Source organism: Lacticaseibacillus brantae DSM 23927 (assembly GCF_001436115.1).
Taxonomy (GTDB): domain Bacteria; phylum Bacillota; class Bacilli; order Lactobacillales; family Lactobacillaceae; genus Lacticaseibacillus; species Lacticaseibacillus brantae.
In genome coordinates, this window is sequence record NZ_AYZQ01000001.1 from 253,192 (window position 1) to 278,024 (window position 24,833).

Sequence of the window (24,833 nt, forward strand, 5' to 3'; positions counted from 1 at the left end):
GAACGCAAACATGGCCTATGAATTCAAACTCCCTGATATTGGTGAAGGGATTGCAGAAGGTGAAATCGTTAAATGGTTCGTCAAACCGGGCGATACCATTAAAGAGGATGACACCCTTTTAGAAGTTCAAAATGACAAATCCGTCGAAGAAATTCCATCTCCGGTGACGGGGACGATTCTTAACATTTTGGTGGCTGAAGGCGAAACAGCCACGGTCGGCCAGACATTAGTTGAAGTTGACGACGGCAGTGGTGCGGGTGCTGCACAGCCAGAGGCCACAGCAGCGTCTACAACTGCTCCCGCCAATACTTCAGCCCCTGCTGGGGTCTATCAATTTAAGTTGCCAGACATTGGCGAAGGGATTGCAGAAGGTGAAATCGTCAAGTGGTTCGTTAAGCCAGGGGATTCCATTAACGAAGATGACACCTTACTTGAAGTCCAAAACGACAAATCCGTTGAAGAAATTCCATCCCCAGTGACCGGTAAAGTTGTCTCGATCCTGGTCGACGAAGGCGTGACGGCCACTGTTGGTCAGCCACTGGTTGAAATTGATGCTCCTGGGCATAATGATGCAGTCAGTGCCGCACCTGCCGCTCCGGCTGCTGACACCACCGAAGCGGCGGCCCCTGCAGCTGGTCCTGCCGTCGTGGCGGTCAGTGATCCGAATCGCGAAATTTTGGCGATGCCATCCGTGCGTCAATATGCGCGGGAGCAGGGTGTCGATATTTCTCAAGTCCCAGCCACTGGGAAACATGGTCGGATTACCAAAGCCGATATTGACCAATTTAAAGCTGGGAACACTGCGTCACCTCAAGTGACTGGGTCAAGTGCCACGCCAACTGCTACACCTGCACCAGCGGCACCACAACCTGCCGCTCAACCAGTCGCCCCATATCAACCAAGTGCTGATGTGGCCGCATTAGAAACCCGCGAGAAGATGTCACCAACGCGCAAAGCCATTGCTAAAGCGATGTTGAATTCTAAACAAACGTCGCCACATGTGACGAGTTTCGATGAGGTTGAAGTGAGTGCCATGATGACCCATCGTAAGAAGTACAAGGAAGTTGCCGCTGATAAGGGCATCAAGTTGACCTTCCTGCCTTACATTGTCAAGGCTTTAGTGGTGGTGCTGCGTGACTTCCCTGAACTGAATGCCTCAATTGACAACACGACTGATGAAATCGTGTATAAGCATTACTTCAATATTGGGATTGCCACCAACACTGAACATGGGCTGTACGTCCCAGTGATTAAGGATGCGAATACCAAGTCAATGTTTGAAATTGCCAAAGAAATTAGTGAAAATGCGCAAAAAGCCTATGACGGCAAGCTTTCGATGAAAGAAATGTCCGGCGGCTCTATGACCATCAGTAACGTGGGTTCGATTGGCGGTGGCTGGTTCACACCAGTCATCAATCAGCCTGAAGTCGCGATTCTGGGGGTCGGTAAGATTGCCAAGGAACCGTATGTCAATCCTGACGGTGAAATCGTTGTGGGTAACATGCTCAAGCTTTCAATGAGCTATGATCATCGACTGATTGATGGGGCGTTAGCTCAGACAGCTTTGAATGAATTGAAACAATTGTTAGCAGATCCAGATCTGCTGCTGATGGAGGGATAACACATGGTCGTTGGAGATTTTGCCATTGATTTAGATACCGTTGTAATCGGCTCGGGCCCTGGCGGCTATGTGGCTGCCATTCGGGCGGCTGAAATGGGTCAAAAGGTCACCGTAATTGAACGAGAGTTTATTGGCGGCGTGTGTTTAAACGTCGGTTGTATTCCTTCAAAAGCCCTCATTTCGGCCGGCCATCGTTATCAAGATGCGCTAGACAGTACTGTTTTCGGCGTCCAATCCAAGGGCGCCACGCTTGACTTCGCGGTCACCCAAGATTGGAAGCAGCATCAAGTGGTCGACAAATTAACTGGTGGGGTATCAATGTTGTTTAAGAAACACAAGATTGAAACCATCATGGGCGAAGCTTTCTTAAAAGATGATCACAGTTTACGGGTAATGCAGAAAGATTCTGCCCAAACGTATAACTTCAAGCATCTCATCATTGCCACTGGTAGCCGGCCAATCGAGATTCCTGGTTTTAAGTTTGGTGATCGGGTTCTAGACTCCACCGGTGGCTTGGGGTTGCAGGCGGTCCCTAAAGAGTTTGTGGTCATTGGTGGCGGGTATATTGGCTCAGAGTTGGCCAGTGCTTATGCTAATCTAGGGGCACATGTGACAATCCTTGAAGGGACACCATCCATTCTGCCGAATTTCGAAAAAGATATGGTGCAGTTAGTGCTCAAGTCTTTCAAGAATCGTAATATTGATGTGATTACTAATGCGATGGCTAAAAATACTGAAGAAACAAACGACGGTGTTAAGGTGACTTATACCGTTGACGGTGCAGATCAGGTGATTGCGGCCGACTACGTCATGGTCACGGTTGGTCGGCGTCCGAATACTAATGATATGGGACTTGAAATCGCCGGTATCGAGATGAGTGACCGCGGCCTTATCAAAGTTGACAACCAAGGACGGACAAATCTGCCTAATATTTATGCGATTGGCGATGTGGTCGCAGGGGCGGCTCTGGCCCACAAAGCGAGCTATGAAGGTAAGATTGCCGCTGAAGCCATCAGCGGTAAAGCTAGTGCTGTTGATTACAAGGCAATGCCGGCAGTTTGCTACACGGATCCCGAACTTGCCACCACCGGTTTGACAGTTCAAGCAGCCAAGGATCAAGGCATTGATGCTAAAGGGGCTAAGTTCCCATTTGCCGCAAATGGCCGGGCGTTGAGTCTAGCAAACACTGACGGGTTCGTGCGGTTAGTGACGAATGCTGATAATACACTGATTGGCGCGCAAGTAGCCGGCCCGGGGGCATCTGATTTGATTTCAGAGCTCACTTTGGCAGTTGAATCTGGGATGAACGCTGAAGATTTGGCCTTAACGATTCATCCACATCCGACATTAAGTGAAGCCATTATGGATGATGCTGAACTGGCCTTAGGATTACCAGTTAACATCTAAACAATTTTGAAATGATGCAAAGCCTGAGGCAAGAACCCTATTGCCGCAGGCTTTTGTCATGTGCAAATGGTTTGTGTGTGTTTTTGTGCGAAATAAACTTTTTTTGTGTTTGTTAGAGTGATTCGCTACAATCAATGCAAGAGAAACTTGGGAGGGTATGTATGCAAAAAGTTGTGGTATGTGGTCATCAAGCAGTGACGCAAGCCGTGTTGGTTGAACTATTGACGGTGCCGGGGGCAAGCGACGTCGTGGTTTACGAGCCTGACCCGCAAGTGATTGATTTGGAGAGCTTGACTGCACTTGCAAGTATGGGGCAACACGAATTCCGGCGAGGCGGCGTCAAACAATTAGCCGACGCTGATGTGGTTATTTTGACTGACTTTGCGGATCCAACTGCAGACGACTATCTTGAAGTCAGTCTGGCGGCGATGCGCAAAATTATCAACGAAGCCATGAGCGAATCGTTTTCTGGTAAGTTGCTGGTGACAAATCATCGCGACGAAATTCTGACTTATTTTGCCCAACGGTTTTCCGGTCTTCCGCGGCAACAAGTGCTCGGGGTGGGCACCTTTGGCCTCACGCGGATTGCCAAAGAAATGACCGCCCAAGCATTAGAAGTGCCGTCGGAAGTGGTCACTGCTTATGTGATTGGCAGCACCACTCAGATGGTTCCTATCTGGAGTCGATCATATGTTGCCTCAACCCCGTTGCTAAGTCTTTTGACTGGCGAGCATGCCGCCAGTGACTTCTTGCCGCGGGTGCAAGAATCCTTACAAGGTTTCGTCGATAGTGATGCAGCAATCACGCTGCCAGCTCTGGTACCGCCCTTATTGGCGGCCATGAGCGGTCAAAAGCCCTTGATTGCCCCTCTGACGCAATTACTTGACGTCGACTCCGATGTCGTGGCTTATTCGCGGCCTGTCCTCTTACGGGCAGACGGCTTGGTAACCTTGTCAGTTGTGAATGGTTCCGAAGCCGAGGAAGCGCAGTTAAACGACTTTGTGGCCGACTTCTTGACCACGGTGCAAACAATCGAATCCCAGGAGTGAACAAATGAAACCAAATTATCAGTATCCGCTCGACTTTGACTGGACCAAAGCTGAGATGATTAAAGTAACAACATTTTATCAATTAGTGGAAGACGCGTATGAAAAAGGTGTCGATCGTGACAACTTGCTGGCTGCTTACAATGGGTTTAAGCAGGTTGTGCCGGACAAAGGGACCGAACGGCAATATGATCGCGACTTTGAAGATCAGTCCGGCTATTCGATTTATCAGACTGTGAAGGCCGCGCGCAGTGCCAAGCAGAAAATTCTGAAAATGGTGGTGAAATCATGACCGTTGATGTCTATCGCTTACATGCTCAGGTGACGGCTTGGCTGCAAGCTAGTCGTATTCACGTTCAAGATGCCATGCGGCAGCCATTGGATGTGGCCACCAAGTCAAATCGCAATGATTTAGTGACGAATGTGGATCAGCAGAACCAGATTTTCTTGGCTGAACAAATTCAAACAGCCTACCCCAACGCCCATATTGAGGGGGAAGAGGGGACCGCTGACAAGATCAATCGCTTAGACGGCCTCGTGTTCTTTGTGGATCCCATCGATGGCACCATGAATTTCGTGAAGCAACGGGCACATTTTGCCATTATGATTGGCGTCTATGAAGATGGCCAACCTGTTTATGGGGCGATTATGGATGTCATGCAGAATGCGATTGTAGCCGGCGGACCAGAGCTTCCCGCTCGCGTGAATGACGTCTTGTTGCCTGCCTTACCTGACTTAGCTTTAGCGGATGGCTTAATCGGGGTCAATGGTCCAATGCATGCCCATAACCGCCTGCACATTGCTGACATTGCGTTGGCAAGTTCGGGTGCGCGCATGTCTGGTAGTGCCGGGATGGAATTCATGGAAATTGCGCAGAACCGGCAGCTGGGGTACATTTCTTTTCTTAAACCGTGGGACGTCGCTGCCGGCATGGCCATCGTTTCTGGTCAGGGCGTAGTGGTGACCCGGCCCGATGGCGGCCCGATTGATTTACTCAACGCAGGACTCGTGGTGGCAGCGACACCAAAAGCCCATCAGGAAATCTTGACTTGGATGCAAACTAACTAAGTTTGACACCGATTTTCTGAAAATAAAGACAAGCTTAGTTTGTTGTGTTATAATTTCAATTCGAGTGCTGTGTCGTCCTGACGCAGCTTTTAATTGCCTGAAAAAGCGTTATGCGAAAGGAAGTAGACAATTTGAATACACGTGACGATATTCGAAACATTGCGATTATTGCCCACGTCGACCACGGTAAGACCACCTTGGTTAACGAAATGCTTAAACAATCTGATACTTTAGATGAACACATCAACCTGCAAGACCGCGCGATGGATACCAATGCCATTGAAAAGGAACGTGGGATCACGATTCTTTCCAAGAATACGGCGGTTCGTTTTGGTGACACCACGATTAACATCTTGGACACACCAGGACACGCGGACTTCGGTGGTGAAGTTGAACGGATCATGAAGATGGTTGACGGTGTGCTGTTGGTTGTGGATGCCTTTGAAGGTACGATGCCACAGACCCGGTTCGTTCTGAAAAAGGCTTTGGAACAACACTTAGTGCCAATCGTTGTGATTAACAAGATTGACCGTCCAGGCGCTCGCCCTGAAGAAGTTGTTGACGAAGTCTTAGAACTCTTCATCGAACTTGGTGCTGATGACTCTCAACTTGAATTCCCAGTTGTGTACGCAAGTGCGATTAATGGGACAACCAGCATGGATTCCGATCCTGCTGAACAAAAGCACACCATGGATCCATTGTTCAAGACAATCATCGAAACAATTCCCGCCCCAATTGATAACTCTGACGAACCTTTACAATTCCAAGTGTCCATGTTGGACTATAACGACTATGTTGGTCGGATTGGGATTGGCCGTGTGTTCCGGGGTCAAATTAAGATTGGTGACAACGTTTCAGTTATGAAACTTGACGGTTCTAAGAAGAACTTCCGGGTGACGAAGTTGTTTGGTTTCTTCGGTTTAAACCGAGTTGAAATCAACGAAGCCAAAGCCGGCGATTTAATTGCGGTTTCTGGGATGGATGACATCTTCGTTGGTGAAACTGTGACCGCAGCTGACACCCCTGAAGCATTGCCAATCTTACGGATTGACGAACCAACCTTGCAGATGCTCTTTGCCGCTAACGACAGTCCTTTTGCTGGTCGTGAAGGTAAGAACGTCACTGCTCGTAAGTTGGAAGACCGTTTGAAGTCACAATTGCAAACGGATGTCTCATTACGAGTTGAAGATACCGATCAAGCTGGTGCTTGGTTAGTTTCTGGTCGTGGTGAATTGCATTTGTCCATCTTGGTGGAAGAAATGCGTCGTGAAGGCTTTGAACTCCAATTGGGTCGTCCTGAAGTTATCTACCGCGAAATTGATGGCGTATTGATGGAACCTTTCGAAATGGTTCAAATCGATACTCCTGAAGAATATACCGGTACGGTGATTGATGCGATGTCACAACGTAAGGGTGAAATGCAGAACATGGAAAATGAAGGTAACGGCCAAACTCGGTTGACCTTCTTGGCCCCTGCTCGTGGTCTCATCGGTTATTCAACCGAATTCCTTTCCGCTACCGGTGGTTATGGGATTATGAACCACACCTTTGAGAAGTACATGCCAGTGATTAAGAACTGGGAACCAGGCCGTCAAAACGGGGCTTTGGTTTCAATTAACTCTGGGTCTGCCACCACTTATAGCCTGCAAAGCATCGAAGATCGGGGTCAATTATTCATTGACGCTGGTGTCGAAGTGTACGAAGGTATGATTGTTGGACAAAACTCCCGTGAAAACGACATCGCGGTTAATGCAACGAAGGGTAAGAACTTAACCAACACCCGTGCGTCTGGTAAAGACCATGCGGCTGCCATTAAGACCCCTAAGCACTTAACCCTTGAAGAATCCATTGAATTCTTGAATGATGACGAATATTGCGAAGTAACGCCTGAAAACATCCGGTTACGGAAGAAGATTCTTGATACCAACGAACGGCAAAAGGCGCAAAAGCGTAAGAAGATTGCCGCAAACAAAGACTAATTTTTAGTTAAAAAACAGCCCTGCCAAGATGGCGAGGCTGTTTTTTTGTGTCGTAACCGTGAGTGGGCGCGGCGTATGCTATAATGGAATAAATTTGTGGCCCAGTGATCAGTAACTGGTGTGAAGGGAGTCAGCGCAGTCAAGCTTGCGTGAATTACCGTGAAAAAACGACATTACTTAGATTTCTATATTCTGGTTCCGACCTTAATTCTCATGGCCATCGGACTTGTCATGGTGTATTCAGCCAGTTCTTATTGGATTGTTAATATGTATCATTGGAGTGAAACGGCCGTCCTGGTGAAACAGGGAATTTTCGCGGTGCTGGGGGCTATTCTAGTCGTGGTGTTCTTCCATTTGCGCATCAGGGTGCTGCGAAATAAATGGTTCCTGTTGGTCAGCGTCCTGGTCACCATAGGCTTGCTTGCTTTGCTGATGGTGAAAGGCCATTTGGACCCGAGTTCAGCCGTCAATGGGGCGTCTTCATGGATTCCAATTGGACCGTTTAATTTGCAACCATCTGAATTTGCTAAATTAGTGATTATTTTGTTTTTGGCCAACTTGTTAACCAACCGCCAAGATCAATTGGCAACCTGGACCCGCAGTGATTTAGCCCATCAATGGGTGAGTCTCTTGTTCGTTTTGGCCATTATCGGACTGGTTTTCTTACAACCTGATACCGGTGGGGCCGCGATTTTGCTGCTAATCACCTTGGTTATGATTGCCAGCTCCGGGATTTCTGTTCGGATTGGTTTGGAGATGACCTTAGGGACTGGTGCGATTGTCGGGGCCGGTTACTATTTTCTGACTCATACGACCATTAAAGGCTTCGAGAAATACTACCAGTATCGCCGGATTCTGGCCGTCGCCCATCCCTTCGCTTGGCAAGCCAAGGAAGGGAACCAGATTGTCAATTCACTCTACGCCATCAATCACGGCGGTTTCTTCGGAGTGGGGCTGGGTATGAGTAGTCAGAAATTGGGCTACATCCCTGAACCGTATACTGATATGATTTTAGCCATTATTGCAGAGGAACTCGGCTTTATCGGCGCTGCACTTGTGGTAGGCTTACTCTTCTTCCTGATTATGCGCTTCTATCTAATCGGAATTCGCAGTCGGGATGCCTACCACAGTCTGTTGGCATACGGGATTGCGACAATGCTCCTGGTCCAAACTTTCTTTAATGTTGGGGCCGTCTTAGGACTCATTCCCATCACAGGGGTGACTTTACCGCTGATTAGTTATGGGGGCTCAAGTCTGTTTGTCGTTGCCATTGCGATTGGGATTATGTTGAATATTAGTGCGTCTGAACGAAAACAAAAAGAGAGCCAACTGAATTAGTGGTTGGTTATTGAGGTGGAGCCATGTTTGAAGTTGTCCCGCGCCAAGGTTTAGTTGTTTGGGTCTATTCGCTCAAACAAATTAAGCAGTTGCGCCACTATGGAACGGTTTTGTATGTTTCAAAGAAAATGAAGTATGTTTATTTATATTTGGACGCCGATAGTTTGGAAGCAACGGCAGCCCGCATTCAAAAGCTGCGGTTTGTAAAAGCAGTGGAACCCTCACATCGGGGTGAATTAGCGACGACTTTTGGCGATCAACGCACTGCGTTCACGCCAACAGAAGAAGATGAAGAAGAAAAGAAGCGAGGTGCCGAACGTGCGCGTCATTAGCGGACAATATGGTGGTCGCAGGCTTCAAGCGGTCCCTAGTGATCAAACTCGGCCGACAGCGGACAAAGTTAAGGAATCAATGTTTAACATGCTCGGACCATACTTTGATGGTGGTCGAGCCCTCGATTTATATGCGGGTACCGGCGCCCTCGGGATTGAGGCTGTGTCTCGGGGGATGGATCATGCCACTTTAGTGGACCGGCAGTTTCAGGCCATTAAAACCATTCATGCAAACCTGGAAATCACCAAGGAAGTCGACAAGTTCACTGTCATCAAGGCGCCGGTGGCCAAAGCATTGGCGCAGCTGAGTGCAAATGAGGACCAGTTTGACTTAATTATGCTTGATCCACCGTATGCCAAACAGGAGGCTTTAGCCCAATTAGCAGACTTTTTGGCGTTGCATTTATTGACGCCGACTGGACGCGTTATGATTGAAACAGGTTTAGATGTGGATTATCCTGAAACCATTCCAGGTTATACAATTTTGCGGCACCAGACCTATGGGGTCGCCCAAGTGCTGATTTTGGAAAGGACTGACCTTGATGGCTAGAATTGCCTTGTTCCCAGGGAGTTTTGATCCCTTTACCAATGGGCACCTCGACACGGTGGTGCGTGCCAGTCAACTGTTTGATGAAGTCGTCATTGCGGCGATGACCAATACGGCTAAAAAGGCGCTTTTTGCACCCGACGAGAAAGTGACACTCATCGAGGCCGCGACAGCACACTTAGATAATGTCCGGGTCGTCGCACAGGCCAATGGCTTGACCATCGACCTTGCACACAAATTAGACGCGCATTTCATTGTCCGCGGGCTACGCAACGCCAACGATTTAGCTTATGAGTCGGATATTGCCCGCGTGAATCAGAGTCTCGACGCTTCAATTGAGACAGTTTTCCTTTTGGCTAGCTCGCAGTATTTGGCTGTATCGTCTAGCATGATTAAAGAAGTGGCGCAATTTGGCGGTGACGTCTCAACATTAGTCCCTATGAATGTGGCCCAAGCACTACAGGCCAAGTTTGCTGAGGCCCAACATGACTAGGCGCCATCCTTGGCGGTGGGCCGCCAGTGTCATTGCTGTGCTCTTCTTGGGGTGGGCATTGTTTGTGCCGACGAATCAGTATATCGAACAACCTGGTGATGCCACTGCCTTAGCGCCATTGGTGAAGGTGAATAAGCATCCTGATCGAGCTGATGGCCATTATTACTTAATGACAGTTGGGATTGCCGGTCCAGCCACCCCAGCAATGCTAGCTTGGAGTTACCTGCGGCCATTCACGGATCGCATTTCTGCTAGTGAGTTGATGGGAGATTCATCAACCACAGAATACGATAATTTGCAGCATTTCTACATCACAAGCGCTGCCAACGCTGCAGTGGTTTCCGCCTTTAATGCCGCTAAGAAACCAGTTACGATTAAGCACAATGGCATTTACGTGATGTCTGTGTTGAAGAATTCACCCTTCGCAGGGGTTTTAAAGGTTGGGGATACAATCACCGCGATTAATGGTGAACATTACACTGCGGCAGATGCTTTTGTTGCGGCGATTAAGGCCAAAAAGGTTGGAAGTTCTGTCACAGTTACGTATGAGCGTAATGGTAAGACCCATGAGGCCGCGGGCAAGTTGATCCGGTTGCCTGGGACCACTAAGGCCGGGATAGGGATTACCTTGACTGAGAATACCTCAGTGACCAGCACGCCGACGGTCAAAATTGATGCTGGCAAGATTGGCGGTCCCAGTGCTGGGCTAATGTTTGCCCTGGAAACTTACGACGTGGTCAGTGGGAAGAATGTTCGGGCCGGACGCGAAGTCGCCGGGACAGGTGAAATCAATACCGAAGGCGACGTTGGTCAAATTGGTGGTATCGATAAAAAAGTCTACGCGGCTAATCAACAAGGGGCGTCAATCTTCTTTGCGCCCAATCAACCAGCCACAGCAGCCATTAAGAAGCTCGATCCGACTTATGAAAATAATTACACGGTAGCTAAGCGCGCCGCTAAACAACTCAAAACAAAAATGAAAATCGTGCCCGTCAAGACGTTACAGGATGCGATTGACTATCTTGAACGCACGAAATAATTCTTGCCCCTTCCAAAATCCTGACACCAATGAGCTGGAGTCAGGATTTTTTTTGCGTAATTTTTAGGCAAAGGGAGGCGGTTTCATGGATCAGATCAAGGTATGGGTGAGGCAATATTGGTATCTGTGTATTCTTGGTGTCTTCGGATTAGGCCTTGGCTGGTGGTGGTTTGGCCGCGGTAATGGGCCAGAACTTGCTGTCGGGTCCCCAGCGGTGGCCAGTGTGTCTCAATCCATGAGTAGCAGTCAGAATAGCGCCAGCAGCACGACAAGCAAGGCGGGGTTCGTCCATCTCAAGGGGGCAGTTAAGAAGCCGGGCTTGTACCCGGTCACCGAATCGACGCGTTGGGATGCGGTTGTGAAAGCCGCCGGTGGCTTACTACCTGATGCGGATCTCACTCAAGTTAATCTCGCTAAGATTGCCAGTGATCAAGAAACACTCAATATCCCAATTATCGGGCAGTCATCCCAAGCGTCGGGCCAAGCAAGCGTGACCTCGACAAGTGGCGGGAGCATCAACCTTAATAGTGCCACTGCCGAGCAACTGCAAACATTGAGTGGTGTCGGCCCGAAGAAGGCGCAAGACATTATTGCTTACCGTGATGCCCATGGGGGCTTCAAGACCTTAGATGAACTCAAATCGGTACCCGGTATTGGGGACAAAACATTTCAAAAGTTTGCGCCACAATTAACGCTGGGCCCATGACCAATCGCTGGTTATTTGCGGCAACTGGGATGATTGCCGGGCTATTGCTCATCTTGGGTCCGCAGTGGCTAGGTACCATTCTATTCGGTTGGGTATTGATTAAATTGTGGCGTCATTGGGTCTCAATTGTGCTGACCATGAGTTTCGGCCTAATGGTTGGCGTGGCCGAACTGCAACAAATGTCACATCCACCCATACCGACTGGGACCGCCATTGTGCAGCCCTCAGCCTGGCAAGTCCATGATGGACTTGCATCGTGGACTGGTGAAAGTCGCGGCATTGTTGTCGGTGGGCTAGCGAGCATTTCAGCACAAGAAGCCAAAGCAATTATGCAACTGCGTAAACCGGTGGCGGTTGAACTGACACAGCTAGCGCCACTAAAGCCAGCGACTAATCTGTATGAGTTTGATTTTGCCCGGTATGCTTGGCAGCAACAACACCAGGCTTTTCAAAATACAGGCCCACTACGGTATCGCCTCTTACCAGTGACTTCAATTGTTGATTGGTTGCATCAAACTCGGGCCTCAATGATGGCCAGACTGAACCAGCTGCCTGACCGAGTTCGTCGTTACGCTAAAGGTCTCTTGCTGGGAGAGTTAGACCAAGACTTTGCGGATATCCGTCAAACACTCGCGAATCTTGGAATTATTCATCTCTTTAGCGTCTCTGGATTACACGTCTTTGCGCTGATTGCGGGGATTTTATGGTTAACGGATCGATTGCGAATCCCTAAAGAGTGGGTGGAGATTGGCTTGGCTATTTTGTTACCCAGCCTTCTCATCTTAATTCCTGCTGGAGTTGGGATTTGGCGAGCAGTGTGGTTAAAAATCGCGACCCAAATTAATCACTGGCTGCGCTTGCAACTCAGTGGATTGGACTGTTTGAGTATTGTCTTAATGGTGAATTTATGTTTTCAACCCTGGCTCTTGCATAGCTTGGCTGGCCAGCTGACCTATGGGATGACTTTCTTGTTAATGGTGTGGCAAGATATTGGCCCACTGCAGCGGGCTGTGCGGTTGGCAATTAGTAGTTGGCCGATTCTCGTTAGTCAAACGTTCAAGGTTCATTTGTTCAGCGGCTTCTTCAATTTCTTACTGATGCCAATCTTTGAATTAGCCTTAATGCCCGCCCTCCTAATTGTCAGTTTTTGGCCGGAAGAGCATTTCGTGAGTCTGCTTGAACACTTACTGATGCAATTTGAAAATGTACTTGGTTGGCTGAATCAATGGCCGGGACTCATTGTGTTTGGGGCACTCCCAGGGTGGTTGGTGGTTAGTGGCCTGGTAATTTGGTTATCTCAATTCGTTCGGCGGCGACTATGGTTGTTGGGACTGTGGGCGGTGATGGCAATTGGGGTCGTCTGGTGGCAGCCTGATTATCGCGTCAGTCTGTTTGATGTAGGGCAAGGGGATTCAAATTCTGATTGAAGCGCCATTTCATCAAGGGGCGATTCTGATTGACACAGGCGGAATTGCCTTTGGCCGACCGCGGGCCAACCCGCCGGCGAAACGGGTGGTGGCCAATTACTTAGCTGCTCGGGGCGTGAGTCATCTGGACATGTTGGTGTTGACTCACCCGGATATGGATCATGTGGGTGATGCTGGTGTTTTGATGAGCCAGGTGCCAGTTCGGCTCTTGGTGACCACGCCAATGGCTGGTGAGACCACGATTGTCAAAAGTCTTACTGCAAACGTTGCGCGTTGGCAAGCTGTGATGGCGCCGAATCACCTTCGGGTTGGGCCGCTGAAGTTTGATGTCGTGGCTCCTGCCAGCGCAAGTGGCGAAACCAACGCAGAATCGCTGGTGCTTTATGGTAAAATAGGGGACAGCCAATGGCTTTTTACAGGAGATACTACTAAAGAGGTTGAGCAAGCACAACTTGTGCCGCAGCATCTGCAGGCGGACTTTTTAAAAGTGAGTCATCATGGGTCCAAAACCGCCAGTGATTTCGCTTTTATCCAAGCGCTCAACCCACAATTAGCCTTAATCTCGGCTGGCCGGAATAATCGCTACGGCCATCCGCATCAAGAAACGCTCGCGACTTTGCAAGCCTTGCACATTCCTGCCTTGAATACGGCGACTAGTGGGATGATTTGGGTGGATGCAACGCCAAAAGCGCATGTTGTTAATACGTTTATTAGAAAGTAAGGATAATATGGACATTCAAGCATTTCAAAAACTGACACCGCTACCGCCAGTGCTGCTGGTATTAGGCACTGAAGCAGCCTTACAAACGCAAGTGCTTGATCGCGTGAAGGCCATTGTTCCTGAAGATCAACAGGCGATGAACTTTTCGCAGTACGATTTGAGTCAAACACCGCTGGCCGTCGCACTCGATGATGCCATGTCTGCCCCTTTTTTTGGAGATTACCGGGTTGTGGTTGTCAATAACCCTAGTTTTCTGACCGGGGAGACTAAGGTAGCCAAAATTGATCATGACATTGATGGCCTGATTCAATACGTTGAAGCGCCCTTGGCATCCACCATTTTGGTTATTATAGCGAATTATCCGAAGTTGGACGAACGCAAACGTGTCACCAAGGCCGTCAAAAAAGCGGCGACCTTGGTCGATGTTGCCCCATTGGATGAACGGGCTGCCCGCAAACAGATTGCGCAGATGTTCAAAACTCATCATCTAACGATTACCCCAGACGCATTGAACTTACTGGTTCAGCGCACAAATGGCGATTATTCATTGATGATGAGTGAAGTGCAAAAATTATTGACCTACTCGGCAAACGGCGCGCCTTTGGATGCTGGGGCAATTGAAGCTTTAGTGCCTAAGCAGTTGAGCGATCGGGTGTTTGATCTGGTTGGAGCGGTGGTGGCTAAAGACTCTGCTAAGTCGTTACGCTTATATCGCGACTTACTTGCTCAGAATGAAGAGCCGATTCGTCTGAATGCACTCTTAGTAAATCAGTTTCGTTTATTGCTTCAAGTTCAGATCCTGGCGAAAAAGGGTTATACCCAAGGTAGTTTAGCCGAAGTAATTAAGGTTCATCCTTACCGGATTAAGCTGGCCTGGCAGCAGAGCCAACGCATCCCTGCTCGGGAATTACACCAGGCCTATATCGGCTTAGTAGACGCGGAAGCCCAGATGAAACAGGGTGTCATTGACAAAGCGTTAGCCTTTGAACTCTTCGTCTTGCAATATACCCGCCAATAAAAAAAGCGGTGCGAACAACTCCGGATTGGAGTGTTCACACCGCTTTTAAATTAAAAAAACCACGACCAGCGTAGTTTTTAACTCAAGCTATTTGATTAAAGCTGAGAGACGGCTCTTATCGCGGCCGGCCTTGTTCTTGTGAATGAGGCCCTTGCTGTTAGCCATGTCAATGGCACGTGTTGCGGCTTTGAATAAGTCTTGTGCATTGTCGGCGCCGTTTTCAGCAGCAACCTTGAATTTCTTGATTGCTGTACGCATTGAACTCATTTGAGTCATGTTGTTTTGGCGAGAAGCTTCTTGGGTCTTAACCCGCTTAATTGCTGATTTGATTTGTGGCATATCTTTCACCTCCTGGTTAGTTTCAACAGTCGTTATTATACAGAAGCCCAAACCCGAATGCAATAAAAAGTTGTAAAGGCAAAAAGCTTGATAGGCCAATGCCGGTGTTTAAGGTTCGATTCCGGATACGCTTGACTTGTCGAGGTCAGAATCTATCGCTATGATAGTGGATGAAGTTAGAAAGGGGTGGGCTGATGCGTAATCTTTCTTGGTGGACTGGGCCTAGAGCTATTACACAAGAAGTGCGAGATCGCCGAATTTCGTGGCTAGAACTCTTATCGGATTTAGTATACGTCACGATTATTCACCAACTAACCAGCGGGGTGATTGCCACCTTAACCTGGCCGCGCTTTGGAATTTTTACGTTATTGTTTCTTGTTATTTTCCGTAATTGGGTCAGCATGGTTCAGTACTTTGATCGCCATGGTGATGAAAGCTTGCGAACTATGTTTTTCACACTGGCCCATGTGATTGCCATTACGGTCGTGGCAATCTTTATTCCGGCCGTTTATGCGGGCCACTTAACAGCATTCTTAGTGGCGTATCTTGTTAATCAATTCCTATTAACTTATATCTGGTTGTCAACTGGGATTTATGACCGGGGCCATCGCCGAGCCGCTTGGACTTACAATATCGCCCATGATCTCGGCTTAGTTGTCATTGCTGTGGGCTTATTCTGGCCCAAACCTGTCATCCAGTATGGCGTTTTAATTGCTTGGGTGCTGATTGATATGCTGACAGATTTATTCATGGTGCCAATTGAAGATCAAGAGCACCGGGTCAGACATTTAGATTACGAAATTTCAGATTCGGTCATCGAACGCTACGGTCAGTTCACGATGATTATTCTGGGCGAAGCGTTTGCGACATTAGTTGAGTTGGCCGAGGGCCATTTCTCGATGGCCTTTTTCTTGAGTCTTGTTGATATTCTTTGCATCTGGGGGATTTACTACACGTCTATGGGTAATTTACGCTTGGTTATTAGCCATTACGTTGACACCTTGAAGTACGCGTATTACAACCTACTGATTGTGTTCAGCCTTTTTATCCACGTGTTATTTGTCAGTCGCTTGTTGGAAGGCGATACGGCCATCAACCGTTTAGGCCTGAGCTTGAGCATTTTGATGTTGATTGCCCTTTTGTATGGGTTTAATGTCTTCTTGAATCAGAACTTTTCGGCCAATTTGGCTCGAGCTTTTGGTTGGACTGACGGCATTGCCCTAATGATTCTGCTGTTAGCGTTGCTGCTACCCGTGGGCTGGTACATGCCGGTCGTGATTGTGACTTTATTAGTCTTAACAAGTACCAAATTGATGTGGCAAGAACGGCGACGGGAGCAGGGGTCAAATTAAACTTGCAACCAACCAATAGATTCGGTATAGTGGTTAAGTACTTTTGAACCTTCTACTTGGCCTATCGATCCACCGTCGATTCGCCCAGTTCAAGGCAATACTCATAGAAAGGTGGAATTTAGCATGGCTATTTCACAAACACAAAAGAACGAAATTATCGAAAAGTATGCCCGTCATGAAGGGGATACTGGTTCACCAGAAGTCCAAATTGCTGTTTTAACAGCCGACATTTTGGCCTTGAACGATCACTTATCTGTACACAAGAAGGACCACCATTCATATGTTGGTCTGATGAAGAAGATTGGTCACCGTCGTAACCTTTTGGCTTACTTACGGAAGACTGATGTTGTGCGTTACCGTGAATTAATCCAAAGCTTAGGCTTGCGTCGTTAATTCACATTGGGCTGCCTGCGGGTGGCCTTTTTTTGTGCCCTGGGGTATTCTGCCATTAGGAGGCGAAGATATGACGCCAAATTACAACCTAGCCGTCGGCAACACGCGCCTGACGGTCACGCAATTACAGCTAACGCTAACTCAAGCGACACTGGCAATGACATATGGTGATACCACGCTGATTTATAGTGGTCAGCACACTAAAAGTGGTTTGGTGGACCGGGTTGTCAAGACAGTCGGACAACCTATTCAAGCCTTGGCCCCACTAGCTGAATTGGCCCGTCAAATTGTGGCAGGACAATTGGATCGGCGGGTACGCCCCCAGGTGAGTCTTTCGGCGATACCGACGGCCGGTATCTGGCAGCCAAGTCTGAGGACGAAAAGTCCCACATTAACCTTTAACGCGACAGGGCTGACCAATGTCACTGGTTACGGCCAAAACTGGCTACCAGCTGATTGGCAGAATTTAGTCGCGACAATTCAACCTGCGGCGAATGCGGTGTTAGATTTAGTCGCGGCGATGCAAAATCGCGTGCTCGAACCCAGCCAGCAAGGATTTAATCCGGTAGCACTGCCGGTTACTGTCGCTCAAGGACTTGACCATAAAGCTCTGGATTGGTGGCAAGTGGGTGCAGGCGGCTGGCTTGCCGTCGATCAACCCATAGCGTTATCACAGCCTTCAGATCAATTATTGGCCTGGACCAAAGCGGCTATCCCGCAGGCTGTGGGTCAAGTGGTCGGCGAAAGTTTAGGCGGTTTGACTGCGGCAGCTTTATCTCAAGGCCGACAAGCGGCTTTGGTTCAATTTGAGGCCGGGCAGATGATGACAATTGGTCAACATAATCAGATTAACGGCTTATGGCTTGACAGCCAGGGGCTGACGCAAGCCCAGGTTAGTCAATTGCTTGTCCTCGCTCAGCAGGCTGGCCTGGTCAATCAGCGTCAGATCAAGGCACTACGCAGCTGACCGCAGCCATGCAATAGGCATTGCTGCAAGCTTGTGGTACACTAATTGCAGATGCAAAACGGACAAGCTGCACAGGTAGCTTGAATTTATATTGAGGTGAAAGTATGACCAAATTAAATCTGGTGGCGCTTGGTGGCGTACGCGAAAATGGTAAGAATATGTACGCAATCGAAGTGGACGACCAAATTTTTGTTGCCGATTTCGGCTTGAAGTATCCTGATAATGAACTTTTGGGGATTGATATTGTCATCCCTGATTTAACCTATTTAGAAGATAATGCTGACCGCATTGCCGGTATTTTCTTGTCACATGGCCACGCTGATGCCATTGGAGCCCTGCCATATTTCTTGGCGGAGCATCCAGTGCCAGTATTTGGGTCTGAATTGACAGTTGCTTTAGCAAAGTTAGTCACGGCTAATGATCCACGGTCAAAGAAATTTAAAGATTTCCATGTCATCGACGACAAGTCTGTCATCGATTTTGGGAATGTGTCAGTTTCATTCTTTAAAACCACGCACAGCATTCCTGGCTCTTTGGGGATGACTTTTGAAACACCTGTTGGCCAAATCGTTTATACCGGCGATTTCAAATTCGATCAAAGTGCCTCACCAATGTATCAAACTGATTTGAGTCGCATTGCTCATATCGGAGATAAAAAGGTGTTAGCATTGCTCGAAGATTCGGCTAATGCTGAAGAAACCCAACAGACGGCCACTGAAAAGGCCATTTACGATTACATTGATGAAGCCTTTAAGTACCACGAAGGTCGCATTATTGTGGCTGGGGTTGCCAGCAACATTGCTCGGATTCAGCAAGTGCTAAACGCTGCCGCAGCGAACGGCCGCAAGATTGTGTTGACGGGTAAAGACGTCGAAAAGATTGTTAAAACTGCCATCAAACTCAACTATTTGGTTTTACCAAGTGAAGACTTGTTAGTAAAAGCCAAGGATATGAAGACGCTGACGCCAGAAGAAACAGTCTTATTGGAAACGGGTCGGATGGGCGAACCATTGAAGTCCTTGCAGAAAATGGCCACCAATCGCCATCGGTTAGTTCACATTAGCGAAGGCGATTTAGTCTTTATTACCACAACCACGTCCCACGCAATGGAAACTATGGTGGCTAAGACCAAAGATATGATTTATCGCGCTGGTGGTGAAGTCAAGGCCATTAGCGATGATCTGAAGTCTTCAGGCCATGCGAACAAAGGCGATTTGCAACTGATGATGAATCTGTTGCATCCAGAATACTTGATTCCGGTACAAGGCGAATATCGGCAATTAGATGCCAATGCGCAAGCTGGGGTCGAAGTTGGTATTCCTGAAAGTAACATCTTTATTCCTGGTTTAGGCGATATTTTAAGCTACGATAATGATAAGAAGATTCTGTATGCGGCGGGACATGTTGACGCTGGTAATACCATGATTGATGGGATTGGCGTCGGCGACATTGGTAACATTGTCCTACGCGATCGCAAGATGCTCGCTGAAGACGGGATTTTCGTGGCTGTGGTCACGATTGACCGCAAGAAGAAGAAGATTGTCTCAACACCGAAATTGACGAGTCGGGGCTTCGTTTATATGAAAACGAGTCGCGATTTGATTGAAGAAAGTGGCGAGTTGGTCACTAAGACCGTTCAAAAGAACCTTGATAACAAGGAATTCGACTGGGGACATTTAAAACAAGATGTACGCGATGAACTGTCGCATTTCTTATTTGATCAGACCAAGCGTCGGCCAGTCATCTTGCCTGTCATTATGGAAGTTAATCAAAATAGTGCCAAGCGCCAATAGAATCTAAACAAGCAAGGACTGTGGACATTGTTCACAGTCCTTGCTTGTCCACTTGCCGATTAAGGAGGATGGATTATGGGAGATGTCGTTGCTTTTCCAGGTAATGCAGACCGCCACTTGAGCGTTGGCCAACAGGCATTGGCAGCTAAAGATTATGCTAGTGCAGTCGCACATTTGGATAAAGCTTATGAAGCTAGTCCCGACTTCGATCACGCCAAAGTATTGGTTGAAGCCCTCGTTGGGTTGAACGCTGCTAGTGAAGCGCTACCCTATATTGGCCGCTATATCGAAGACTTTCTCAAACAACCTAAAGATCGCGACCTGATGTTGTCGACTTTGCTGGCCGTGCCAGATTATCGCAGTGCTTGGGCGGTGACGCACTATTTTGCCCGTGAAGATCGGGCCGCTGCTGAACAAACGATTAGCGCAGCTGAGCAGGCAGATTTAGCGAAGAATGAGACTGCGATTGAGACTTTACGTAAACAGTTAAGCCATATGGGCGGATTGGCGTTTCACGAACAAGAAGCCTTGATGTCTCAGTTGGGGCGTTTGCCAAAGTCGGTTGCCTTGCAAGCTATTCCACCTGTGCTCGCTGATGGGGACGTACACCCGGCCATTCGCGTGAGCATGTTGGATGCGCTCACAGCAGTAGGCGACAGTGCCGCCGTCACATTTTTGAGTTACAACGGCAACCGGTCGGTGGTGCCGGATGATTTGCCTGGGGTTTTGAATGACCCCGCGATTCAAAAGATGGTTCATTTGGCCAGTCGTCAAATCAACGATCCGGATGAACGCGAGGCCACCCTCGAAATGTTACGATTGCAATTGGGATTTTTATATCCGTTTGTTGGCGAAAGCATCAGTGACCAAGATGGGTTCGTCGCTGCCTTTGTGGCCCACCAACCGAGTCCAGAACCTGAAGTCGCCGCTTGGTTGGAAACTCAGATTGCAGCCTTGGTTAATCAAGCGTAATTACGGGATTTTGGCGTCAATGAAAAATTCTTGACGGTTGCTGTTTACAAACGGTTAGTTTCTCGTTATAATCATCTTCGGAAATCATTTCCAGCGGTAAATATTTGTTTTGGTATTTCCGCTCAAATGTAGTACACTAAAACGTAAAGGATTCTCAGGATTGACCCATTATTCTGAATTCTTGCGAAAAATACACAGGAGGTTCGTTTTTTCATGGCTGAAAAAGAACACTATGAACGCACAAAGCCCCACGTAAACATTGGTACGATTGGGCACGTTGACCACGGTAAGACTACTTTAACCGCGGCTATCACAAAGGTTTTATCAGAAAAGGGTCTCGCTAAGGCGCAAGACTATGCATCAATCGATGCCGCTCCTGAAGAAAAGGAACGTGGTATCACAATCAACACCGCTCACGTTGAATACGAAACCGAAAAGCGTCACTATGCGCATATCGATGCCCCAGGGCACGCGGATTACGTTAAGAACATGATCACCGGTGCTGCTCAAATGGACGGTGCTATCTTAGTTGTTGCGGCAACTGATGGTCCTATGCCACAAACTCGTGAACACATCCTCTTGGCTCGCCAGGTTGGTGTTGATTACTTGGTTGTCTTCTTAAACAAGACAGACTTAGTTGACGATGACGAATTAGTTGACTTGGTTGAAATGGAAGTTCGGGAATTACTTTCTGAATACGATTTCCCTGGTGACGACATTCCTGTTCTCCGTGGTTCAGCTCTCAAGGCTCTTGAAGGCGACCCAGAACAAGAAAAGGTTGTTCAAGAATTAATGGACACTGTTGACGAATACATCCCAACACCAGTTCGTGACACCGACAAGCCTTTCTTAATGCCTGTTGAAGATGTCTTCACAATTACTGGTCGTGGTACTGTTGCTTCCGGTCGTATCGATCGTGGTGAAGTTCACGTTGGTGATGAAGTTGAAATCATCGGTTTGAAGCCAGAAGTATTGAAGTCAACTGTTACGGGTCTTGAAATGTTCCGTAAGACACTTGACCTTGGTGAAGCCGGCGATAACGTTGGTGTATTGCTTCGTGGTGTTAACCGTGATCAAGTTGAACGTGGCCAAGTTTTGGCAAAGCCAGGTTCAATCCAAACTCACAACAAGTTTAAGGGCGAAGTTTATATCTTAACAAAGGATGAAGGTGGCCGTCATACACCATTCTTCTCCAACTACCGTCCTCAATTCTACTTCCATACCACCGATGTTACCGGTGTTATCGAATTGCCAGATGGCGTAGAAATGGTTATGCCTGGTGATAACGTCACTTTTGAAGTTGACTTGATTGCACCAGTTGCTATCGAAAAGGGTACCAAGTTCACCGTGCGTGAAGGTGGCCGTACTGTTGGTGCCGGGGTTGTTTCTGAAATCCTCGACTAATTAACAGTTTTCAAAAAACACCCAGCCTAGGCTGGGTGTTTTTTTGTGAAAACCGTCAATTCGCGTTTACAATTATTGGCTTTTCAGGTATGATGGTCAAGTATGCAATGGATAATTGCAAGACCAATAGTCGGAGGTTTATTATGTCTGCAAAATGGGAAAAACAAGGCACCAATGATGGTGAATTAACATTCGAAATCGATCTTGATAAAATTAATCAGGGGTTAAACCAAGCGTTTGAACGTGTGCGTAAGAATTTAACTGTTCCTGGTTTCCGTAAGGGGAAAGTAACCCGGACCATCTTTAACAAGATGTATGGTGAAAGTGCGCTGTATGAAGACGCTTTGAACATTCTCTTACCTGATGCTTATGAAGCAGCAGTCAAGGAAGCAGGAATCGATCCTGTTGATCAACCTCAAATTGATATCCAAAAGATGGAAAGCAATGAACCTTGGGTTGTTGTGGCTAAAGTCACAGTTAAGCCTGAAGTGAAGCTTGGCGAATACAAAGGTCTCACTGTGCCTAAGCAAGATCGCACTGTGACCGATGAAGACGTTGAAAAGGCACTTGAAACTCGTCAACAACAACAAGCTGAATTAGTTGTTCAAGATGACGCAGCTGCTGAAAACGGCGATACCGTGGTCATTGACTACGTTGGGACTGTTGATGGCAAGGAATTTGATGGCGGTTCTGCTAAGAACTACAGCCTCGAATTAGGTTCAGGCTCATTCATTCCTGGTTTTGAAGACCAATTGGTCGGCCACAAGTCAGGCGACGAAGTAACTGTTAAGGTTACTTTCCCTGAAGATTACCAAGCAAGTGATTTAGCTGGTAAAGAAGCCGAATTCCAAACCACTTTACATGAAGTTAAGCGCAAGGAATTACCCGCTCTTGATGACGACTTTGCTAAAGATTTAGACGAAGGTGTTGATACCTTAGACGAATTGAAGGCTAAGTTAAAGGAAGACTTGCAAAAGCAAAAGGACACCGCCGCTGAAGACGCTGTTCAAGACGCTGCTATCCGCGCTGCCGTTGACAACGCTGAAATCAAGGACTTACCAGAAGCCATGATTGATCAAGAAGTCCACAACCAAATGGACCAATATCTTGGGAATATGCAACGCCAAGGCATCTCACCACAAATGTACTATCAATTGACTGGTACATCTGAAGATGACTTGCACAAACAATTTGAATCCGATGCTGACACGCGCGTCAAGACTAACTTAGTCCTTGAAGCCATCGTCGATGCAGAAAAGATTGTTCCTACCGAAGACCAAGTCCAACAAGAAGTGAAAGACTTAGCTGGCGAATATAACATGGATGAAGCTGCTGTTCGTCAAGCCTTGACTGACGACATGCTTAAGCATGATATCGCTGTTAAGGAAGCAATTAAGTTAGTGACTGACTCAGCTAAAGAAGCTTAAGGACTGTCACAGGAGTAACAGGGTGGTGATGAAGCGGCCAACGCTTTACCGCCACCCTGTTTTTCTTTGGTCTGGCGGTTGGTTGGTGAACTTGCTTGCCTGTAGTAACTGTGGTAAATTAGCGACTAGAGCCACAATTGGCGTGGCTGGATAAAGAAAGGGTTGACGAATGTATGTTTGACAACGTTGAAACTACTGGTCCAGTGACTTGTTCGTTTTGTGGTAAGTCGCAAAACCAAGTAAAGAAAATCGTTGCTGGCCCTGGTGTCTATATTTGTAATGAATGTATTGATTTATGTAAAGAAATCATCGATGAAGAGTTCAAGGAAGAAGCCTTCGAGAATCTCCTGGAAGTGCCAAAGCCACTTGAAATTCTGAACATTTTGAACGACTATGTCATCGGTCAAGACGCCGCAAAGCGTGCTTTAGCTGTGGCTGTTTATAACCACTACAAGCGGGTTAACCAAATGGAAGTGGCTGAAAAGAATGATACCGAACTTCAAAAGAGTAATATTTCTCTAATCGGCCCAACGGGTTCAGGGAAAACCTTCTTAGCGCAGACATTGGCTCGGATTCTAAATGTCCCATTTGCGATTGCGGATGCGACGACATTAACCGAAGCCGGTTATGTCGGTGAAGATGTCGAGAACATTTTGCTGAAGCTATTGCAAAATGCTGATTACGATGTTGAGCGGGCCCAAAAAGGGATCATCTACATCGATGAAATTGATAAGATTGCCAAGAAGAGTGAGAATGTCTCTATCACCCGTGATGTCTCTGGTGAAGGGGTTCAACAAGCTTTACTGAAAATTCTTGAAGGGACGATTGCCTCTGTCCCACCTCAAGGCGGTCGCAAGCATCCTCAACAAGAATTCATTCAGATCGATACGACCAACATCTTATTCATCGTTGGTGGGGCCTTTGACGGGATTGAACAAATTGTTAAGAATCGCATTGGTGAGAAGACGATTGGCTTTGGGACGGATTCGCTCCGTGCCCCTGAAGATAAGAGTCTGATGCAGCAAATTATTCCTGAAGACTTGATGAAGTTTGGGATTATTCCTGAATTCATCGGCCGGATTCCAATCATGGCTGCTCTTGAGAAATTGACCGAAGATGATCTGGTCCGGATTCTGACCGAACCAAAGAATGCTTTAGTCAAGCAATATCAGAAGCTCTTAGCCCTGGATGACACTGAGCTCGAATTCACCCCAGCGGCCTTACATGCGATTGCGCATCTGGCCATTGAACGTGATACCGGCGCCCGGGGACTGCGGTCCATTCTGGAATCAGTGATGCAAGACACCATGTTTGAATTGCCAAGTCGAGAAGACGTTGTTAAAGCAGTGGTAACTAAAGCCGCCGTTGACGGTACGGCAAAACCACGCTTGGTCTTGGAAGATGGCGAACAAGCGTCATAGGCATAATGAAAATAGATCAGCTG

At 47.7% G+C, this 24,833-nt stretch carries 24 protein-coding genes; 23 read left to right on the forward strand and 1 reads right to left on the reverse strand.

Going from position 1 to position 24,833, the window contains the following annotated elements; translation table 11 throughout:
* Nucleotides 1-10: 10 nt before the first annotated feature.
* The 15 genes from FC34_RS01265 to holA all read left to right on the forward strand — a co-directional run bounded on the left by FC34_RS01265 (nt 11) and on the right by holA (nt 14,742).
* Nucleotides 11-1,621, forward strand: coding sequence for a dihydrolipoyllysine-residue acetyltransferase (locus FC34_RS01265; protein WP_057893568.1), 1,611 nt, complete (start codon nt 11-13; stop codon nt 1,619-1,621).
* A gap of 3 nt (nt 1,622-1,624) precedes the next feature.
* On the forward strand, nt 1,625-3,028 hold the full coding sequence (lpdA, locus tag FC34_RS01270) for a dihydrolipoyl dehydrogenase (protein WP_057893569.1): 1,404 nt from the start codon (nt 1,625-1,627) through the stop codon (nt 3,026-3,028).
* Nucleotides 3,029-3,189: 161 nt separating this feature from the next.
* Nucleotides 3,190-4,077, forward strand: a complete 888-nt coding sequence (locus tag FC34_RS01275; RefSeq protein WP_057893570.1) for a Rossmann-fold NAD(P)-binding domain-containing protein — start codon at nt 3,190-3,192, stop codon at nt 4,075-4,077.
* A gap of 4 nt (nt 4,078-4,081) precedes the next feature.
* Nucleotides 4,082-4,366: a UPF0223 family protein gene (locus FC34_RS01280; protein WP_057893571.1), complete on the forward strand. Its 285-nt coding sequence runs from the start codon at nt 4,082-4,084 to the stop codon at nt 4,364-4,366.
* Complete coding sequence (locus tag FC34_RS01285; RefSeq protein WP_057893572.1) at nt 4,363-5,142, forward strand: inositol monophosphatase family protein; 780 nt, start codon at nt 4,363-4,365, stop codon at nt 5,140-5,142. Before FC34_RS01280 ends, FC34_RS01285 begins: the two co-directional genes overlap by 4 nt.
* Before the next feature lie 131 nt (nt 5,143-5,273).
* Nucleotides 5,274-7,121: a translational GTPase TypA gene (gene typA / locus FC34_RS01290; protein ID WP_057893573.1), complete on the forward strand. Its 1,848-nt coding sequence runs from the start codon at nt 5,274-5,276 to the stop codon at nt 7,119-7,121.
* Between the two features lie 159 nt (nt 7,122-7,280).
* A complete protein-coding gene (locus tag FC34_RS01295) occupies nt 7,281-8,459 on the forward strand; it encodes an FtsW/RodA/SpoVE family cell cycle protein (RefSeq protein ID WP_057893574.1) in 1,179 nt (392 codons plus the stop codon).
* Nucleotides 8,460-8,482: 23 nt separating this feature from the next.
* Nucleotides 8,483-8,791 carry a YlbG family protein gene (locus FC34_RS01300; RefSeq protein ID WP_057893575.1) on the forward strand — a complete coding sequence of 103 codons (309 nt, stop codon included), beginning with the start codon at nt 8,483-8,485 and terminating at the stop codon, nt 8,789-8,791.
* On the forward strand, nt 8,778-9,341 hold the full coding sequence (gene rsmD, locus FC34_RS01305) for a 16S rRNA (guanine(966)-N(2))-methyltransferase RsmD (protein ID WP_057893576.1): 564 nt from the start codon (nt 8,778-8,780) through the stop codon (nt 9,339-9,341). Before FC34_RS01300 ends, rsmD begins: the two co-directional genes overlap by 14 nt.
* A complete protein-coding gene (gene coaD, locus FC34_RS01310) occupies nt 9,331-9,831 on the forward strand; it encodes a pantetheine-phosphate adenylyltransferase (RefSeq protein WP_157052201.1) in 501 nt (166 codons plus the stop codon). The genes rsmD and coaD overlap by 11 nt, the downstream gene beginning before the upstream one ends.
* Nucleotides 9,824-10,870, forward strand: a complete 1,047-nt coding sequence (locus tag FC34_RS01315) for a SepM family pheromone-processing serine protease (RefSeq protein WP_083479195.1) — start codon at nt 9,824-9,826, stop codon at nt 10,868-10,870. Before coaD ends, FC34_RS01315 begins: the two co-directional genes overlap by 8 nt.
* 85 nt (nt 10,871-10,955) lie before the next feature.
* Nucleotides 10,956-11,576, forward strand: coding sequence for a helix-hairpin-helix domain-containing protein (locus tag FC34_RS01320; RefSeq protein WP_057893579.1), 621 nt, complete (start codon nt 10,956-10,958; stop codon nt 11,574-11,576).
* A complete protein-coding gene (locus FC34_RS01325; protein WP_057893580.1) occupies nt 11,573-13,003 on the forward strand; it encodes a ComEC/Rec2 family competence protein in 1,431 nt (476 codons plus the stop codon). The genes FC34_RS01320 and FC34_RS01325 overlap by 4 nt, the downstream gene beginning before the upstream one ends.
* A 22-nt stretch (nt 13,004-13,025) precedes the next feature.
* A complete protein-coding gene (locus tag FC34_RS01330) occupies nt 13,026-13,724 on the forward strand; it encodes a ComEC/Rec2 family competence protein (protein WP_268872374.1) in 699 nt (232 codons plus the stop codon).
* A 7-nt stretch (nt 13,725-13,731) separates the two neighbouring features.
* Nucleotides 13,732-14,742 carry a DNA polymerase III subunit delta gene (holA, locus tag FC34_RS01335; RefSeq protein WP_057893582.1) on the forward strand — a complete coding sequence of 337 codons (1,011 nt, stop codon included), beginning with the start codon at nt 13,732-13,734 and terminating at the stop codon, nt 14,740-14,742.
* Between the two features lie 87 nt (nt 14,743-14,829).
* On the opposite strand, the gene rpsT is transcribed toward holA, so the two are convergent.
* A complete protein-coding gene (gene rpsT / locus FC34_RS01340) occupies nt 14,830-15,081 on the reverse strand; it encodes a 30S ribosomal protein S20 (RefSeq protein ID WP_057893583.1) in 252 nt (83 codons plus the stop codon).
* A gap of 194 nt (nt 15,082-15,275) precedes the next feature.
* On the opposite strand from rpsT, the gene FC34_RS01345 reads away from it, so the two are divergent.
* The 8 genes from FC34_RS01345 to clpX all read left to right on the forward strand — a co-directional run bounded on the left by FC34_RS01345 (nt 15,276) and on the right by clpX (nt 24,810).
* Entirely contained in the window at nt 15,276-16,433 is a 1,158-nt protein-coding gene (locus tag FC34_RS01345; protein WP_057893584.1) for a low temperature requirement protein A, read from the forward strand.
* Nucleotides 16,434-16,556: 123 nt separating this feature from the next.
* Entirely contained in the window at nt 16,557-16,826 is a 270-nt protein-coding gene (gene rpsO / locus FC34_RS01350; RefSeq protein WP_057893585.1) for a 30S ribosomal protein S15, read from the forward strand.
* 70 nt (nt 16,827-16,896) lie between these two features.
* Nucleotides 16,897-17,793 (forward strand): hypothetical protein, encoded by an 897-nt coding sequence (locus FC34_RS01355; RefSeq protein ID WP_057893586.1) that lies wholly within the window; start codon nt 16,897-16,899, stop codon nt 17,791-17,793.
* Nucleotides 17,794-17,897: 104 nt separating this feature from the next.
* Complete coding sequence (locus FC34_RS01360; RefSeq protein ID WP_057893587.1) at nt 17,898-19,586, forward strand: ribonuclease J; 1,689 nt, start codon at nt 17,898-17,900, stop codon at nt 19,584-19,586.
* 75 nt (nt 19,587-19,661) lie between these two features.
* A complete protein-coding gene (locus FC34_RS01365) occupies nt 19,662-20,558 on the forward strand; it encodes a tetratricopeptide repeat protein (protein ID WP_057893588.1) in 897 nt (298 codons plus the stop codon).
* Nucleotides 20,559-20,771: 213 nt separating this feature from the next.
* Nucleotides 20,772-21,962 carry an elongation factor Tu gene (tuf, locus tag FC34_RS01370; protein WP_057893589.1) on the forward strand — a complete coding sequence of 397 codons (1,191 nt, stop codon included), beginning with the start codon at nt 20,772-20,774 and terminating at the stop codon, nt 21,960-21,962.
* A 143-nt stretch (nt 21,963-22,105) separates the two neighbouring features.
* A complete protein-coding gene (gene tig / locus FC34_RS01375) occupies nt 22,106-23,389 on the forward strand; it encodes a trigger factor (RefSeq protein WP_057893590.1) in 1,284 nt (427 codons plus the stop codon).
* 173 nt (nt 23,390-23,562) lie between these two features.
* Nucleotides 23,563-24,810: an ATP-dependent Clp protease ATP-binding subunit ClpX gene (gene clpX, locus FC34_RS01380; protein WP_057893591.1), complete on the forward strand. Its 1,248-nt coding sequence runs from the start codon at nt 23,563-23,565 to the stop codon at nt 24,808-24,810.
* The last annotated feature ends 23 nt before the right edge of the window (nt 24,811-24,833 follow it).